This window comes from Bradyrhizobium sp. CCGE-LA001 (genome assembly GCF_000296215.2).
In the GTDB taxonomy this organism is placed as follows: domain Bacteria; phylum Pseudomonadota; class Alphaproteobacteria; order Rhizobiales; family Xanthobacteraceae; genus Bradyrhizobium.
Genome location: NZ_CP013949.1, coordinates 7,019,750 through 7,034,621, shown reverse-complemented (window position 1 = coordinate 7,034,621; position 14,872 = coordinate 7,019,750). Strand labels below are relative to the sequence as shown.

Here is a 14,872-nt window from a genome sequence, read left to right as displayed (position 1 = left end):
ACAGGGCCCGATTTTGCAGCCAGCGCTACCCGGGACAACTCACGACAAACTGACTTCAAGGGAGCCTCTTGGCAACGGATTGTGCGCTTCTGCCACGCGCTTTTCCCTACGTCTGTCACTTCCAGGTCACGGTTCACGACGAGGTCAAATTTCACCGTAATGCGAAGGGCTTGCGGCCTCCTCGCAGCACGGCGCGAAGCTTTGTTCGCATCAGGCTCAGTGCGTCTCCTCGCCGCTTTTCCCGCCATGGCCGGGAACCCCGGCTTCGTCGAGTTTGCGGTAGAGCGTGGAGCGGCCGATTCTGAGGCGCCGGGCGACTTCGGACATCTGCCCGCGATAATGCGAGATCGCGAAACGGATGATCTCGTTCTCCATCTCCTCCAGCGGACGAACATCGCCGTTCGCCGTCAGCATCGAGAGACTCCCCCCCGCGGCGAGGGGGGCGATCGGTATTTCGTTACCCGAGACCACCGAAGGTGCCGCAATCGGTTCGATCATCAATGGCGCCGTCGGAATCTCGGTTTCAGCATGCGGCTGCGCGGCCAGCAGCGGGAAATCGCCAAGACCAAGCTGGTCGCCGTCGCTCATCACCACCGCGCGGTAGACGGCGTTTTCGAGCTGGCGGATGTTGCCGGGCCAGTCGAGCTGGGCGAGATGCGCCACCGCCTCGCCGCTGATGCCGGTGATTGGGCGGTTCTCCTCGGCGGCGAAGCGCGCCAGGAAATGCCGCAGTAGATGCGGGATGTCCTCGCGCCGGGCGCGCAGCGACGGGATCGTCAGCGGCAGCACGTGCAGGCGATAGAACAGGTCTTCGCGAAAGTGCCCCTGCTTGACCCGCTCCAGGAGCTTGCGGTTGGTCGCGGAGACGATACGCACGTCGACCTTGACGGGCTTGCGGCCGCCGACCGCCTCGACCGCGCCTTCCTGGAGCGCGCGCAGAAGCTTGACCTGTGCGGTCAGCGGCAGCTCGCTGACCTCGTCCAGAAACAGCGTGCCGCCATGGGCCTCGACGAACTTGCCCATGTGCCGCTCGGTGGCGCCGGTGAAGGCGCCCTTCTCGTGCCCGAACAGGATGGACTCGACGAGATTGTCGGGGATCGCACCGCAATTGACCGCGACAAAGGGTTTTGCCTTGCGCTCGCCGCTGCCATGAATGGCCCGCGCAAACATCTCCTTGCCGACGCCGGACTCGCCCTCGATCAGCACGGGAATCGAAGAGTTCGCCGCCTTCTGCGCTGCGCGCATCACACCCGCCATCGCCTCGGAGCGGGTGATGATGTCGGAGAAGGTGAGCCGGCCCTCGCGGCTGTGACGGATGCGCTGCAATTCGCCCTTCAGCGCGGAGGCGTTGAGCGCGTTGCGCAGTGAGACCTGAAGTCGCTCCAGGCCCACCGGCTTGACGACGAAATCGGCCGCGCCGGCGCGCATCGCCGAGATCACGTTGTCGATGCCGCCATGCGCGGTCTGCACGATCACGGGGATGCTGAGGCCGGCCTCTCGAATTTTCGCCAGCACGCCCATGCCGTCGAGGCCGGGCATGACAAGATCGAGGATGACGCCGTCGATCGCGGGGGCGTCGGGCGCGGTGAGGGCGGCGATCGCGGCGTCGCCGGAGTCGACGACGACCGTCTCATAGCCGCATTTCTGCACCATGTTTTCGACCAGACGGCGGGCTACAGCATCGTCGTCGGCGATCAAAATACTGGCAGCCATGGTGTTCCCTGCACGCTACAACTATCTGTCTCGAATCGGGGCACTCTGGCCGAAGCCGATTAACGCACTCTTAAACCTTGATGCCCCCGCCCGCCGTCGCGCTTGTTGAACACAGGTTTCCCACACAATGACTCCGCGCTCCAAGACCGCACTCCGCAAGCTCGCCACCAAGAAATCCGCCGCCAAGAAGTCTGTCGCCAAGGCAAAGCCCTCCAAATCTTCGTCTGCAAAGTCTTCGTCCGCAAAGCCAGCGAGCAAGACCGGCAAGCTTCCGGAGTGGAACCTGGCCGATCTCTATTCCGGGATCGATGCGCCGGAAGTGGCGCGCGACCTCGAAAAGATGGATGCCGACTGCGTCACGTTCGAGACCGACTACAAGGGCAAGCTCGCGACAGGGACAGCAAATGAAGATGGCGGAAAATGGCTCGCCGAGGCAGTGCGACGCTATGAGGCGATCGACGATCTCGCCGGCCGTCTCGGTTCCTATGCCGGTCTCGTCCATGCCGGCGACAGCGTGGACCCCAAGATTTCAAAGTTTTACGGCGACGTGTCCGAGCGCCTGACGGCGGCGTCGACGCATCTTTTGTTCTTCGCGCTCGAGCTCAATCGAATCGATGACGATATTTTGACCCGCGCGCTGGAGGCGCCGGAGCTGGCGTATTACCGCCCGTGGATCGAGGATCTGCGCAAGGAGAAGCCGTATCAGCTTGACGACAAGCTCGAGCAGCTCTTCCTCGAGAAGGCGCAGACCGGCTATTCCGCCTTCAACCGGCTGTTCGATCAGACCATCTCTGCCCTGCGCTTCAAAGTCGGCGCCAAGGAGCTCGCGATCGAGCCGACGCTCAATCTGTTGCAGGACCGCGACGGTGCCAAGCGCAAGGCCGCAGCGGAGGCGTTGGCCAAGACCTTCAAGGCCAATGAGCGCACTTTTGCGCTGATCACCAACACGCTCGCGAAGGACAAGGACATCTCCGACCGTTGGCGCGGTTTTCAGGATGTCGCGGACTCCCGGCACCTCAACAACCGCGTCGAGCGCGAGGTGGTGGATGCGTTGGTCGCTTCCGTGCGCGCGGCCTATCCAAAGCTGTCGCACCGCTACTACGCGCTGAAAGCGAAGTGGTTCGGCAAGAAGCGGCTGGCCTATTGGGACCGCAACGCGCCGCTGCCCTTTGCCGCGACCGACGTCATCGGCTGGCCCGATGCACGCAACATGGTGCTGACAGCCTATCGCGGCTTCTCGGCTGAGATGGCCGACATTGCCGAGCGCTTCTTCGCCGACCGCTGGATCGACGCGCCGGTGCGTCCGGGCAAGGCGCCGGGCGCGTTCTCGCATCCGACCACGCCGTCGGCGCATCCTTACGTGCTGATGAACTACCAAGGCAAGCCGCGCGACGTGATGACGCTCGCGCACGAACTCGGCCATGGCGTGCATCAGGTGCTCGCCGCGAAGAACGGCGCACTGATGGCGCCGACGCCGCTGACGCTGGCGGAGACCGCGAGCGTGTTCGGCGAGATGCTTACTTTCCGGCGGCTATTGGCGCAGACCAAGAGCCCAAAGCAGCGCCAGGCGCTGCTCGCCGGCAAGGTCGAGGACATGATCAACACAGTGGTGCGGCAGGTCGCGTTCTATTCGTTCGAGCGCGCGGTCCACACCGAGCGCAAGAACGGCGAGCTCACCGCGACGCGGCTCGGCGAGATCTGGCTATCGGTGCAGGGTGAGAGCCTGGGGCCGGCGATCGAGATCAAGGCGGGTTACGAGAACTACTGGATGTACATCCCCCACTTCATCCACTCGCCGTTCTACGTCTACGCCTATGCTTTCGGCGATTGTCTCGTGAACTCGCTCTATGCGGTGTACGAGCACGCGGCCGAGGGCTTTGCCGAGCGCTATCTCGACATGCTCGCCGCAGGAGGAACCAAGCATTATTCCGAGCTGCTGCGTCCGTTCGGGCTGGATGCCAAGGACCCCAAGTTCTGGGACGGCGGGCTCAGCGTCATCGCGGGGATGATCGACGAGTTGGAGGCGATGGGATGAGGGTAAGGCCGTAAAACATTTGTTGAACGGGCGGCGGGCTGATGTTATACAAATGTATAACGAGGTGTGGCTATGAATGAGAACGCGAATCCCAACGACCTGAAGAACGAATCGACGGTGCTGCAGGTGCGCAAGATCGGCAATTCGATCGGCGTTATCCTGCCGAAGGAGCTCGCGGCTCGTCTGAATCTCAAAGAGGGCGACAAGCTGTTTCCGGTCGAGCAATCGGACGGTGGCGTCTTGCTGACCCCGCATGACCCCGACTTCGAAAAGGCGATGGAAGTCGCGCGGCGAGGCATGAAGCGTTATCACAACGCGCTCGCCGAGCTTGCCAAATGAGCGAGCCGATCTGGCTGACGCGCCGGATCATTATAGCGATCCACGACGAACAGCTGGCGATCCATGGCGGTGCAAGCGGTCTGCGGGACGAGGGCATGCTCGAATCCGCGCTCGATCGGCCAAAAAACAAATGGTCGTACGAGAGCGCCGGTCTTCCTGAACTGGCGGCGGCGTACGCCTTCGGCATCGCGCGCAACCATCCGTTCGTCGACGGCAACAAACGTACGTCTCTGCTGGCGCTGTACACGTTTCTCGGCGTTAACGGCATCGACTTCGTTGTGCCGGAGGCGGAAGCGGCCGCCATCATCTTGTCGCTCGCTGCCGGTGACGTCAGCGAGGAGAACCTGACGCGCTGGATCCGCGACAATTGGGATTCCAAATGAGGCGATTTGCGGGAAAACGGCTGCCAGGCGCCGTTGCCCTGTCCAAATCTTTAAGGTATCCCAGCCCGAGAATTCGACTTTCGACTGGGGACATTCCATGGCTGACCATAGCGAAGTGGCGTACACCACCGCCGACGGCAACGACTACGTTGCCCACGAGCAGACCTACGAGGGCTTCATCAAGCTGGTGAAGTACGGCACCGTCTCGGTCGCGCTCATCGTCATCCTGATGGCGATCTTCCTGACCTGATCTGACTGATCGGCAGCTGCACACGCCAGCGGCAGCGGCTGCCCAGAAAATTTGCATCCAAGCCGGTGTTAAAACCGGTATCGAACGCCGCGGGAGTAACGCTCAATTTTGCGCGCGCGCTGTCCTGCGCCGCCGGAGGCCTCATGAAGATTGCCGTTGCCAAGGAAATCGATCTGTCGGAGCCGCGTGTCGCCGCTTCGCCTGATACGGTGAAGAAGTTCAAGGCGTTAGGCGCCGAGATCGCCGTCGAGCCGGGTGCCGGCCTCAAATCTGGCCTGCCGGATTCCGAGTTCACCGCCGTGGGCGCCACGGTCAGCGCTGACGCGCTGAAGGATGCCGACATCATCATCAAGGTGAAGCGCCCTGAAGCCTCCGAGCTTGCGCAGTACAAGCGCGGTGCGCTCGTCATCGCCATCATGGATCCCTACGGCAACGAGGCCGCGCTGAAGACGATCGCCGACGCAGGCGTTTCCGCTTTCGCGATGGAATTGATGCCGCGCATCACGCGCGCGCAAGTGATGGACGTGCTGTCGTCGCAGGCGAACCTCGCTGGTTACCGCGCCGTGATCGAGGGCGCCGAGGCCTTCGGCCGCGCCTTTCCGATGATGATGACGGCGGCCGGTACCGTCCCTGCCGCGAAGGTGTTCGTGATGGGCGTCGGCGTCGCCGGCCTGCAGGCGATCGCGACCGCCCGCCGTCTCGGCGCTGTCGTGACCGCGACGGACGTTCGTCCCGCGACCAAGGAGCAGGTGGAATCGCTCGGAGCTAAATTCCTCGCCGTCGAGGACGAGGAGTTCAAGAACGCGCAGACCGCCGGCGGCTACGCCAAGGAAATGTCCAAGGAGTACCAGGCCAAGCAGGCCGCGCTCACCGCCGAGCACATCAAGAAGCAGGACATCGTGATCACGACCGCGCTGATTCCGGGCCGGCCCGCGCCGAAGCTCGTCAGCGCCGAGATGGTCAGGTCGATGAAGCCGGGCTCGGTGCTGGTCGATCTCGCCGTCGAGCGCGGCGGCAATGTCGAGGGTGCGAAGCCGGGCGAGGTCGTCGATCTCGATGGCATCAAGATCGTCGGCTACACCAACGTCGCCGGCCGCGTCGCGGCCTCGGCCTCCAGCCTCTACGCACGCAATCTGTTCTCCTTCATCGAGACCATGGTCGACAAGAAGGAGAAGAAGCTCGCCGTCAACTGGGACGACGAACTGGTCAAGGCCACCGCGCTCACGAAGGACGGCGCCGTGATCCACCCGAACTTCCAGTCGAAGGTGTAAGGAGAGTCGTCATGGAGCATGCTGCACAACTCGTCGATCCCTTCATCTTCCGGCTGTCGATCTTCGTCCTCGCCGTGTTCGTCGGCTATTTCGTGGTGTGGTCGGTGACGCCCGCGCTGCACACGCCGCTGATGAGCGTGACCAACGCGATCTCATCGGTGATCGTGGTCGGCGCACTGCTCGCGGTCGGCGTCGGCATGGTTTCGAGCGGCTCGGGCTGGGCGCGCGGCTTCGGCTTCGTCGCGCTCATCTTCGCCTGCGTGAACATTTTTGGCGGCTTCCTTGTCACCCAGCGTATGCTGGCGATGTACAAGAAGAAGTCGAAGTAAGCGGCCACCTCGGGCTGAAGGGATCAATGGGGACCTGAGATGAGCGCCAATCTCTCTGCATTCTTGTATCTCGTGGCGGGGGTGCTGTTCATCCTGTCGCTGCGCGGGCTGTCGAGCCCGGCATCGTCGCGCCAGGGCAATCTGTTCGGCATGATCGGCATGGCGATCGCGGTCGCCACCACGCTCGCGAGCCATCCGCCGGCCGACGGCGTGGCCTGGGTCCTCGTGATCCTCGCGGTCGCGATCGGTGGCGGCATCGGTGCAGTGATCGCCCGTCGCGTGCCGATGACCTCGATGCCGGAACTGGTCGCCGCCTTCCACTCGCTGGTCGGCATGGCCGCGGTGCTGGTCGCGGCCGGCGCGTTCTACGCGCCGGAGGCCTTCGACATCGGCAAGCCCGGCGCCATTCATGCCTCCAGCCTGGTCGAGATGTCGCTCGGCGTCGCCATCGGCGCGCTGACCTTCACCGGTTCGGTGATCGCGTTCCTCAAGCTGTCCGCGCGCATGAGCGGCGCGCCGATCATCCTGCCGTTCCGGCACGCCATCAACATCGCGCTGGCCGTGGCGCTGGTGTTCTTCGTCGTCCGTCTCGTCCTCACCGGCGGCGCGTTCGACTTCTGGATGATCACCATCCTGGCGCTGGTGCTCGGCGTGCTCATGATCATTCCGATCGGCGGCGCCGACATGCCGGTCGTGATCTCGATGCTGAACTCCTATTCGGGCTGGGCTGCCGCCGGCATCGGCTTCACGCTCGGCAATTCCGCGCTGATCATCACCGGCGCGCTGGTCGGCTCCTCGGGCGCGATCCTGTCCTACATCATGTGCCACGCGATGAACCGGTCCTTCGTCTCGGTGATCCTCGGCGGCTTCGGCGGTGAGACCGCGGCTGCCGGCGGCGGCAGCGGCGAGCAGAAGCCGGCCAAGCTCGGCTCGGCCGACGATGCGGCCTTCATCATGAAGAATGCGCAGAAGGTCATCATCGTGCCCGGCTACGGCATGGCGGTGGCGCAGGCCCAGCATGCGTTGCGCGAAATGGGCGACATCCTCAAGAAGGAAGGCGTCGAGGTGAAATATGCCATTCACCCGGTGGCGGGGCGCATGCCCGGCCACATGAACGTGCTGCTGGCTGAAGCCAACGTGCCCTATGACGAGGTGTTCGAGCTCGAGGACATCAACTCCGAATTCGCGCAGGCCGACATCGCCTTCGTGATCGGCGCCAACGACGTCACCAACCCGGCCGCCGAAGAAGACAAGACCTCGCCGATCTACGGCATGCCGGTGCTCCAGGTCTGGAAGGCTGGCACCGTGATGTTCATCAAGCGCTCGCTCGCCTCCGGCTATGCCGGCATCGACAATCCGCTGTTCTACCGCGACAACACCATGATGCTGCTCGGCGACGCCAAGAAGGTCACCGAGAACATCGTCAAGGCGATGTAGCGCGAGGCGCGCGGGACCGCGGCCATCGACAAGGAATGGCACCGGTCCTATCGCATGGCAGTGAAGGCGACGCGCGAGCAGCGCGTCGGCTGGCACGCCGCCCACAAGGCTGCGTGCGGCTGCCGCGACGTTCCGGCGAGGCTCCGGCCGGAGGTCATCAAATTGCTGCGGAGCCGTCGCAAGCCGTGAGCCGAAAGGCCGGCCGCGCATCATGACCATCGTCAAGTGGATCGCCATCCTGCTCGTGACCGTCTATTGCGCCGGTCTGCTCGTGCTGTATGTCCGCCAGCGCGAGATGCTGTTTCCGATCCCGCGCGTCGGCCGCACCGCCCCCGATGCCGCGGGCCTGCCCGAGGCGGAAGAGCACATCCTGACGACGTCTGACGGCGAGAAGATCATCATCTGGCACGTGCCGGCGAAGCCCGGCCGCCCCGTGATCCTGTACTTTCCGGGCAATGGCGATTTCCTTGCCGGCCCCATCAGCCGCTTCAAGGCGATGACGGCCGACGGCACTGGTCTCGTCGCGCTGTCCTATCGCGGTTACGCCGGCTCGAGCGGGGCGCCGAGCGAGCAGGGGCTGCTGCGCGACGCTGCGGCCGCCTATGCTTTCACGACCGCGCGCTATGAGGCGGAACGAATCGTTGCTTGGGGATTTTCGCTCGGGACGGGCGTCGCGGTTGCCATCGCCTCGGAGCGCCGCGTTGGAAAACTCATCCTGGAGGCGCCCTATACATCGACCGCCGACATTGCGGCTGCATCGTTCTGGTACGTTCCAGTCCGCCTGCTGATGCGCGATCCCTTCCATTCCGACGAGCGCATTGCGCGCGTCACTGTGCCGCTCCTCGTGATGCATGGCACCAACGATCTTGTCATTCCGATCGCGTTCGGAGAGCGTCTGTTCGCACTCGCCCGAGAGCCCAAGCGGTTGGTTCGCATAGAGGGCGGCGGACACGAAAATCTCGATCAATTTGGCGCGATCGAAACAGCGAGAAATTTCATTGGCAGCTGACAGCTCGTTTGCACGTTGCGGTTCTGCGCTCGCCGTTGTCTGCCTGACGCTTCTGCCGCAGAATGCGTTTGCGGCAACCGGACTCGACGGCGCGGCGATGCGCTGGCCCTATGCGCTGCCCTTTGCTGGCCTGCTGCTGTCGATCGCGCTGGGCCCGCTGCTGTTTCCAAAGATCTGGCATCATCATTACGGCAAGATCACTGCGGGCTGGTCGCTGCTGGCACTCGCCGCGCTCATCGTCTTTGCCGGCAGCGCAGCGACACTGGCGGCGCTCGTGCACGCCATGCTCGCCGAATATCTCGGCTTCATCGTGCTGCTGTTCGCGCTCTATGTCGTGGCCGGCGGCGTCCTCATCACCGGCGACATCAAGGCGACACCAGCGACCAATATGGGCATCCTCGCGCTCGGCACGGTAGGAGCGAGCATCGTCGGCACCACCGGTGCGGCGATGATCCTGATCCGCCCCTTGATTCGCGCCAACCGGCCGCGACGTCACAACGCCCATGTCGTCATTTTCTTCATCATCCTGGTCGCCAATGTCGGCGGCGCGCTGAGCCCGCTCGGCGATCCCCCGCTGTTCGTCGGCTTCCTGCACGGCGTCGACTTCTTCTGGACGACGCGGACCATCTGGCTGCAGACCGCGATCGTGGCCGGGCTGCTGCTCGCGATCTTCGCCGTCATCGACGTCTGGCGCTTTCGCAGCGAGCCGCCGCCGGCCGACACAGGCCGCGGAGAGCCGTTGCGCATCCGCGGCCTCGTCAATCTGGTGCTGATCGCAGCCATCGTCGCGAGTCTTCTCGCCTCGGCGATGTGGAAGCCCGACATCGCCTTCGACATTTTCGGCACCAAGCTGGAACTGGAGGACGTTGCGCGCAATCTGGCGCTGCTGGCGATCGCGGCGCTGTCGGTGTGGCTGACGCCGGACGAGCACAGGCAGGCCAACGGCTTCACCTGGGAGCCGATCCGCGAGGTCGCAAAACTGTTCGCGGGCATTTTTGTCGCCATCATCCCGGTCATTGCCATGCTCAATGCCGGCCATCAGGGCGCGTTCGCCTGGCTGCTGTCGGCGGTGACCGCGCCGGACGGTGCGCCGCGCGAGGTCGTCTATTTCTGGTTCACCGGCCTGATGTCCGCGTTCCTCGACAATGCGCCGACATATCTGTTGTTCTTCGAGCTCGCTGGCGGCAATCCGCAGGTGCTGATGCATCAGCTCTCGGGTACGCTCGCCTCGATCTCCATGGGCGCGGTCTACATGGGGGCACTCACCTATATCGGCAATGCACCGAACTTCATGGTGAGCAGCATTGCCCGCGAGAACGGCATCGAGATGCCGAGCTTCTTCGGCTATTTCCTGCGCGCCGGCGCCGTGCTGATCCCGCTTTTCCTGCTGCTGACGCTGCTGCCGATCGCGCCGATCCTGCACTGGCATTGAATCTCGCGCCTGATTTGCTACTGCTGATCCAAGCAAATGGAAGCGGTGGATGAGCGCGCATAATCCGATGCCCCGGACGGCCTGGATCTTTCCGGCGCTGGCCATGCTGTTGTTCGCAGCCGTCAGCGCCACGGATTACGTGTTCACGCTGTCGCTCGGCGGGCTCGTCTTCGCCATCGTCCTTCTCGTCATCCTGTTCGGCACGGTGTTTGCCGCGGTCCATCATGCCGAGGTGATCGCGGAGCGGGTCGGCGAACCCTATGGCACGCTGGTGCTTACGCTGTCGGTGACGATCATCGAGGTGGCGCTGATCACCACGATCATGCTGGGCGACAAGCCCGCCCCGGCACTGGCCCGTGACACCGTGTTCGCCGTCGTCATGATCGTCTGCAACGGCCTCGTCGGGCTCTGCATCTTCATCGGCGGCCTGCGCTATCGCGAGCAGGGTTTCCAGCTCTCCGGCGCCAACGTCTATCTCAGCGTGCTGTTCGCGCTCGCGACCATCACGCTGATCATGCCGAATTACACCACCACCACGCCCGGACCGGTCTATTCGGCGGTCCAGCTCGGCTTCGTCGACGTGGTCACGCTCGCGCTGTACGGGGTGTTCCTCTACACCCAGACCGTCCTGCACAAGGACTATTTCGTCCACGAGCGGGCGGGCGGTGGTAGCGGCGAGGCGCATCTGTCGGGCAGGACGTTGGTGCTCAGCGTCGTGCTGCTGCTGATCGCGCTGCTGGCGGTCGTGCTGCTCTCCAAGAAGTTCTCGCTGGTGGTCGACGCCGTTGCGGTCAAGATCGGCGCGCCGCCGGCCTTTACCGGACTTCTGGTCGCACTCTTGATCCTGATGCCGGAAGGCGTCGCGGCCGTGTCGGCGGCCCGCAAGAACGATCTCCAGAAGAGCATCAACCTCGCGCTGGGCTCCTCGCTGGCGACCATCGGGCTGACGATCCCGGCCGTCGGGGTCGCCACTTATGCGCTCGACAAGGAGCTCGAGCTCGGCCTCAACGCCCAGGGCAGCGTGCTCATGCTCCTGACCTTCTTCCTGAGTATGCTGACCTTCGGCACGGGCAGGACCAACGTCCTGTTCGGACTGGTCCATATGGTGGTATTTGCGGTCTACGTGTTCATGGTTTTCGTGCCCTGAAGCGCGATAGGGGGAGTTCCAATGCTTGCCGCCACGTCCGAGGTTCAGGTCGACAACGAAGAGGTCCGGGTCACCGAATGGCGGCTTGCGCCGGGCAGCGCGACCGGACATCACACCCATGGCATGGACTACGTGATTGTTCCCGTCGTAGCGGGGGAAATGACCATCGTGGCGCCGAATGGCGAGCGGTCCAGGGCGCAGCTTGCGGCGGGGAAATCCTATTTCCGCAAGGCCGGTGTCCAGCATGACGTACTTAACGAAACCTCAACCGAGATCGTGTTCCTTGAAATCGAGCTAAAACCGTAAGTTGGCCCGACTGTTTGCCATCGATCCGTCGCAGTTGATCCCTCACAATGCCCTAAAGTTCCCGCATCAGATCGCGCGGGGAGTGGCCGAGAAATGCTGAAATACCTCGCTAAAATCTCGATGGATATTTTCCCCTCGGTGCTCGCGACGATCATCGGGGCTTACATCGTTAACCACTACATCAATGCCAAGCCCGCCCCCGATGCTCCGGCCGCCGTGACGGCGCCGGCCCAGGCTGGCAGCGAGGGCAAGCCGACCGACACCGCCAACCTTCCCGCGCCCGGCGTCAAGGCCAAGGGCGTCTCCGAGAAGGGCGTCTCCGAGAAGAGCGTTACGGACAAGGCCGCGGCCGAGAAGCCCGCCGATCATCAGCCCGCTGCCGAGACCAAGGCCGCGGATGTGGCTCCCGCCGAGACCGGTCCGCGCGGCCGTACGCCGTCGCGTGAGAAAGCCGCTGCCAAGTCCAATCCGGCTCCGGCCGCTCCGGCCGTCGTGGAGGCCAATTCGGCGCCGGCTGCGTCCCCGGCCCCTGATGCCAACGATCTCGCGCGCGCCGCCATCGAGCGGTTGCGCAAGTCGCCCGAGGGCAGGGCCGCCGAGGGCAGATCCTCTGAACCCAAGTCCTCTGAACCCAAGTCCTCTGAAACCAAATCTGCCGAAACCAAGCCGGCCGAGAGGCCGGCGGAGCCGGCCGTACGGGAAGCTGCCCGTACGCCGGAGACCCCGCGTGTCATCTCGGCGGAGCCGTCCATGGTCCGCCCGCTGCCGCCGCCGATCACGGTGTCGACGCCCTCATCCGAAGCCTATGGCAATGGCGGTGCGTCACAGGGCAGCCCGCCCTACACGGCTTCGATCGGCAAGGACGATCCAACCCGGGTGACCCCGCCGGCCGATATTCCCGTGCCGGTGATCGCGCCGCCGCTCGACCTTCGTGCCGATGCCGGTGGCGCTCTGCCGCGGCCGAAAAAGACGAATGTCGCCGACGAGATGCTGTCGGGCATGAAGTCGATGTTCCAAGCAGTGCTGCCGAAGGGCGCCACCCCCGATTAAAGCGGCGGCGGAGCCGCGCTGTCAGCCGCCGACGCGGGCAAGGCCGCTGCGGGCGGCGTCGTCGCGTGGGCGAAGCGCGACAGCCTTGGTGTAGGACGCCGCTGCCTTGGCCCTGTCGCCCAGCCGCTCATAAGCCTGTCCGCGCGTGGTCCAGACTTGCGCGTTGTGTGGATCGGCCTCGGACGCCTCGTCCAGATCGGCTGCGGCCTCCTTGGCCTTACCGAGTGCGAGATAGCTGGTGGCGCGGCCGAGTAGCGGCTCGACCTTCTGCGGGTTGAGCCCGCTCGCAGCACTGAAATCTGCGATCGCGAAATCGTGCTGGTTCTTGCCCTGATAGATCAAGGCACGGCCATAGAGCGCCTGGGCATTGTAGGGATCGAGGCCGATTGCGCGATTGAACTCGTCGAGCGCAGCTGCAATCTCGCCCGATTTCGCCAGGGACTGGGCCTTTGCCGTATGGGCCTGGGCTTCGCTGACATTGCCTGGGCTGACCGCGCTTTCGGTGGTCGTGGCTGCCGTCGCGGCTGCCTTGGGCGCCTCCTGAGGCTTCTCCTTCTCGGGCATCAGCGAGCCCAGGTCGAAGGAGCAGCCGCACAGCGCGATTCCCACCACTACCAGCGCGAACGGCCGCTGCCAGATCTGGCATCGCCGCGGCATGCCGCGCTCGGGGAAGGGGGAGGCCATTTACGCTTCGCTCGTGCCAGAGCATCCGGAAAGTGACAGCGGGACGAGAGCGCAATGATAATTCGAGCAACCTCATCACGCTTTGGTGCCGCATCGGCAGCGCCCCGTCCCAGAAGGGCACCGCTCACAAAACAATAACGCGGGCCAGGGGCCCGCGTCATCGAAAACTGAAGTCTTGCTAAACGAGGTCGATCAGCGCGGTCCGCGCGGACCGGCTCCCGGGCCGCCGCGACCACCGCGGTCACCGCCGGGGCCGGCGCCGAACACCGGCTTCGGCTTCATCGGCAGCAGGCCTTCGCGCTGCAGCTTCTTGCGGGCCAGCTTGCGCGCGCGGCGCACGGCTTCGGCCTTTTCACGGGCCTTCTTCTCGGAGGGCTTCTCGTAATGACCGCGGAGCTTCATCTCGCGGAAAATTCCCTCGCGCTGCATCTTCTTCTTCAGCGCCTTGAGGGCTTGATCGACATTGTTATCGCGAACGAGAACCTGCACGCGGCATCCTCTTCAGGTGGATCGGATTTGAATTCTGGTAAGTCAAAGGGGAAGGCGAAACGCGCAAGCCCTTAACCTTGAGCGCGCGGATGTATCAGACAAAACCCTGGATGTCCACCGGCCAAGCGGGGATTTGGACCAAGTTCGGCCATTAAATGCGGCGAAAATACCTCCGTACGGTCGCGATTTGGGTGATTTGGCGCCAGAACGTGGGCCGTTTTCCGGAAGCTGATCCGGAACTGAAATCAGGGGAGACGCCACATGGACGTGAAAAAATATGCAGCTGAGGCCATCGGCACCTTTTGGCTCACATTCGCAGGTTGCGGCAGCGCGGTGATCGCGGCCGGCTTCCCCCAGGTCGGCATTGGCCTGGTCGGTGTATCCCTCGCGTTCGGCCTGAGCGTCGTCACCATGGCCTACGCGATCGGGCACGTCTCGGGGTGCCATCTCAATCCGGCCGTCACCGTCGGCCTCGCCGCCGGCGGCCGTTTTCCGGCTGGCCAGATCCTGCCCTATGTGATCGCCCAGGTGGCGGGCGCGATCGTGGCCGCATGGCTGCTCTATGTCATCGCGAGCGGTGCGCCCGGCTTCGATGTCACCAAGGGCTTCGCGTCCAACGGCTATGGCGCGCATTCGCCCGGCCAGTACAGCATGATCGTGTGCTTCCTGACCGAGGTGGTGATGACCATGATGTTCCTGTTCATCATCATGGGCGCCACCCATGGCCGTGCGCCCGCGGGCTTCGCGCCGCTCGCGATCGGCCTCGCGCTGGTCATGATCCATCTCGTCAGTATCCCCGTCACCAACACCTCGGTGAATCCGGCGCGCAGCACCGGCCCGGCGCTGTTCGTCGGCGGCTGGGCGATGGCGCAGCTCTGGATGTTCTGGGTCGCGCCGCTGATCGGCGGCGCGCTCGGCGGGGTGATCTATCGCTGGCTCAGCGAGGAGCCCGCAGGCATCGTCGCGGGCGTAAAGACGGCGTAGAGCGTTTTCGCGCA

16 protein-coding genes are annotated in these 14,872 nt (G+C 64.2%); 13 read left to right on the top strand and 3 right to left on the bottom strand.

Annotated elements, in window-relative coordinates; translation table 11 throughout:
* Positions 1-216: 216 nt before the first annotated feature.
* Positions 217-1,713: a sigma-54-dependent transcriptional regulator gene (locus BCCGELA001_RS32085; RefSeq protein ID WP_060737105.1), complete on the bottom strand. Its 1,497-nt coding sequence runs from the start codon at positions 1,711-1,713 to the stop codon at positions 217-219.
* A 127-nt stretch (positions 1,714-1,840) separates the two neighbouring features.
* On the opposite strand from BCCGELA001_RS32085, the gene BCCGELA001_RS32080 reads away from it, so the two are divergent.
* The 12 genes from BCCGELA001_RS32080 to BCCGELA001_RS32025 all read left to right on the top strand — a co-directional run bounded on the left by BCCGELA001_RS32080 (position 1,841) and on the right by BCCGELA001_RS32025 (position 12,701).
* A complete protein-coding gene (locus tag BCCGELA001_RS32080) occupies positions 1,841-3,748 on the top strand; it encodes a M3 family oligoendopeptidase (protein WP_008546233.1) in 1,908 nt (635 codons plus the stop codon).
* Positions 3,749-3,820: 72 nt separating this feature from the next.
* The gene (locus BCCGELA001_RS32075) at positions 3,821-4,087 is read left to right on the top strand and encodes an AbrB/MazE/SpoVT family DNA-binding domain-containing protein (RefSeq protein WP_008546231.1); all 267 of its coding nucleotides are present in this window, start codon (positions 3,821-3,823) and stop codon (positions 4,085-4,087) included.
* Entirely contained in the window at positions 4,084-4,470 is a 387-nt protein-coding gene (locus tag BCCGELA001_RS32070) for a type II toxin-antitoxin system death-on-curing family toxin (protein WP_008546230.1), read from the top strand. Before BCCGELA001_RS32075 ends, BCCGELA001_RS32070 begins: the two co-directional genes overlap by 4 nt.
* A 97-nt stretch (positions 4,471-4,567) precedes the next feature.
* Positions 4,568-4,720, top strand: coding sequence for an aa3-type cytochrome c oxidase subunit IV (locus tag BCCGELA001_RS32065; protein ID WP_008546229.1), 153 nt, complete (start codon positions 4,568-4,570; stop codon positions 4,718-4,720).
* A gap of 143 nt (positions 4,721-4,863) precedes the next feature.
* On the top strand, positions 4,864-5,991 hold the full coding sequence (locus BCCGELA001_RS32060) for a Re/Si-specific NAD(P)(+) transhydrogenase subunit alpha (protein WP_008546227.1): 1,128 nt from the start codon (positions 4,864-4,866) through the stop codon (positions 5,989-5,991).
* Between the two features lie 11 nt (positions 5,992-6,002).
* Positions 6,003-6,320 (top strand): proton-translocating transhydrogenase family protein, encoded by a 318-nt coding sequence (locus BCCGELA001_RS32055; protein WP_008546224.1) that lies wholly within the window; start codon positions 6,003-6,005, stop codon positions 6,318-6,320.
* Between the two features lie 39 nt (positions 6,321-6,359).
* Positions 6,360-7,757, top strand: a complete 1,398-nt coding sequence (locus BCCGELA001_RS32050; protein ID WP_008546220.1) for an NAD(P)(+) transhydrogenase (Re/Si-specific) subunit beta — start codon at positions 6,360-6,362, stop codon at positions 7,755-7,757.
* A gap of 211 nt (positions 7,758-7,968) precedes the next feature.
* Positions 7,969-8,766: an alpha/beta hydrolase gene (locus BCCGELA001_RS32045; RefSeq protein ID WP_008546216.1), complete on the top strand. Its 798-nt coding sequence runs from the start codon at positions 7,969-7,971 to the stop codon at positions 8,764-8,766.
* 97 nt (positions 8,767-8,863) lie between these two features.
* Positions 8,864-10,198 (top strand): sodium:proton antiporter, encoded by a 1,335-nt coding sequence (locus BCCGELA001_RS32040; RefSeq protein WP_083543544.1) that lies wholly within the window; start codon positions 8,864-8,866, stop codon positions 10,196-10,198.
* 49 nt (positions 10,199-10,247) lie between these two features.
* Positions 10,248-11,345: a calcium:proton antiporter gene (locus tag BCCGELA001_RS32035; protein WP_060737103.1), complete on the top strand. Its 1,098-nt coding sequence runs from the start codon at positions 10,248-10,250 to the stop codon at positions 11,343-11,345.
* A 21-nt stretch (positions 11,346-11,366) separates the two neighbouring features.
* Positions 11,367-11,651 (top strand): cupin domain-containing protein, encoded by a 285-nt coding sequence (locus BCCGELA001_RS32030; protein ID WP_008546206.1) that lies wholly within the window; start codon positions 11,367-11,369, stop codon positions 11,649-11,651.
* A 93-nt stretch (positions 11,652-11,744) separates the two neighbouring features.
* Entirely contained in the window at positions 11,745-12,701 is a 957-nt protein-coding gene (locus BCCGELA001_RS32025; protein ID WP_060737102.1) for a hypothetical protein, read from the top strand.
* A gap of 21 nt (positions 12,702-12,722) precedes the next feature.
* Here BCCGELA001_RS32025 and BCCGELA001_RS32020 read toward each other — a convergent pair whose 3' ends face one another.
* On the bottom strand, positions 12,723-13,385 hold the full coding sequence (locus tag BCCGELA001_RS32020) for a tetratricopeptide repeat protein (protein ID WP_008546196.1): 663 nt from the start codon (positions 13,383-13,385) through the stop codon (positions 12,723-12,725).
* 192 nt (positions 13,386-13,577) lie between these two features.
* On the bottom strand, positions 13,578-13,874 hold the full coding sequence (gene rpsU, locus BCCGELA001_RS32015; protein WP_008546194.1) for a 30S ribosomal protein S21: 297 nt from the start codon (positions 13,872-13,874) through the stop codon (positions 13,578-13,580).
* 261 nt (positions 13,875-14,135) lie between these two features.
* Here rpsU and aqpZ point away from each other — a divergent pair, with 261 nt between their 5' ends.
* Complete coding sequence (gene aqpZ / locus BCCGELA001_RS32010) at positions 14,136-14,858, top strand: aquaporin Z (protein ID WP_060737101.1); 723 nt, start codon at positions 14,136-14,138, stop codon at positions 14,856-14,858.
* Positions 14,859-14,872 lie beyond the last annotated feature (14 nt).

Coding starts and splice junctions, on each gene's coding strand:
- BCCGELA001_RS32070 (WP_008546230.1), top strand. CDS start 4,084: ATGAGCGAGCCGATCTGGCTGACGCGCCGGATCATTATAGCGATCCAC.
- BCCGELA001_RS32080 (WP_008546233.1), top strand. CDS start 1,841: ATGACTCCGCGCTCCAAGACCGCACTCCGCAAGCTCGCCACCAAGAAA.
- BCCGELA001_RS32035 (WP_060737103.1), top strand. CDS start 10,248: ATGAGCGCGCATAATCCGATGCCCCGGACGGCCTGGATCTTTCCGGCG.
- BCCGELA001_RS32050 (WP_008546220.1), top strand. CDS start 6,360: ATGAGCGCCAATCTCTCTGCATTCTTGTATCTCGTGGCGGGGGTGCTG.
- BCCGELA001_RS32055 (WP_008546224.1), top strand. CDS start 6,003: ATGGAGCATGCTGCACAACTCGTCGATCCCTTCATCTTCCGGCTGTCG.
- BCCGELA001_RS32020 (WP_008546196.1), bottom strand. CDS start 13,385: ATGGCCTCCCCCTTCCCCGAGCGCGGCATGCCGCGGCGATGCCAGATC.
- BCCGELA001_RS32065 (WP_008546229.1), top strand. CDS start 4,568: ATGGCTGACCATAGCGAAGTGGCGTACACCACCGCCGACGGCAACGAC.
- BCCGELA001_RS32075 (WP_008546231.1), top strand. CDS start 3,821: ATGAATGAGAACGCGAATCCCAACGACCTGAAGAACGAATCGACGGTG.
- BCCGELA001_RS32025 (WP_060737102.1), top strand. CDS start 11,745: ATGCTGAAATACCTCGCTAAAATCTCGATGGATATTTTCCCCTCGGTG.
- aqpZ (WP_060737101.1), top strand. CDS start 14,136: ATGGACGTGAAAAAATATGCAGCTGAGGCCATCGGCACCTTTTGGCTC.
- BCCGELA001_RS32085 (WP_060737105.1), bottom strand. CDS start 1,713: ATGGCTGCCAGTATTTTGATCGCCGACGACGATGCTGTAGCCCGCCGT.
- BCCGELA001_RS32030 (WP_008546206.1), top strand. CDS start 11,367: ATGCTTGCCGCCACGTCCGAGGTTCAGGTCGACAACGAAGAGGTCCGG.
- BCCGELA001_RS32045 (WP_008546216.1), top strand. CDS start 7,969: ATGACCATCGTCAAGTGGATCGCCATCCTGCTCGTGACCGTCTATTGC.
- BCCGELA001_RS32060 (WP_008546227.1), top strand. CDS start 4,864: ATGAAGATTGCCGTTGCCAAGGAAATCGATCTGTCGGAGCCGCGTGTC.
- BCCGELA001_RS32040 (WP_083543544.1), top strand. CDS start 8,864: ATGCGCTGGCCCTATGCGCTGCCCTTTGCTGGCCTGCTGCTGTCGATC.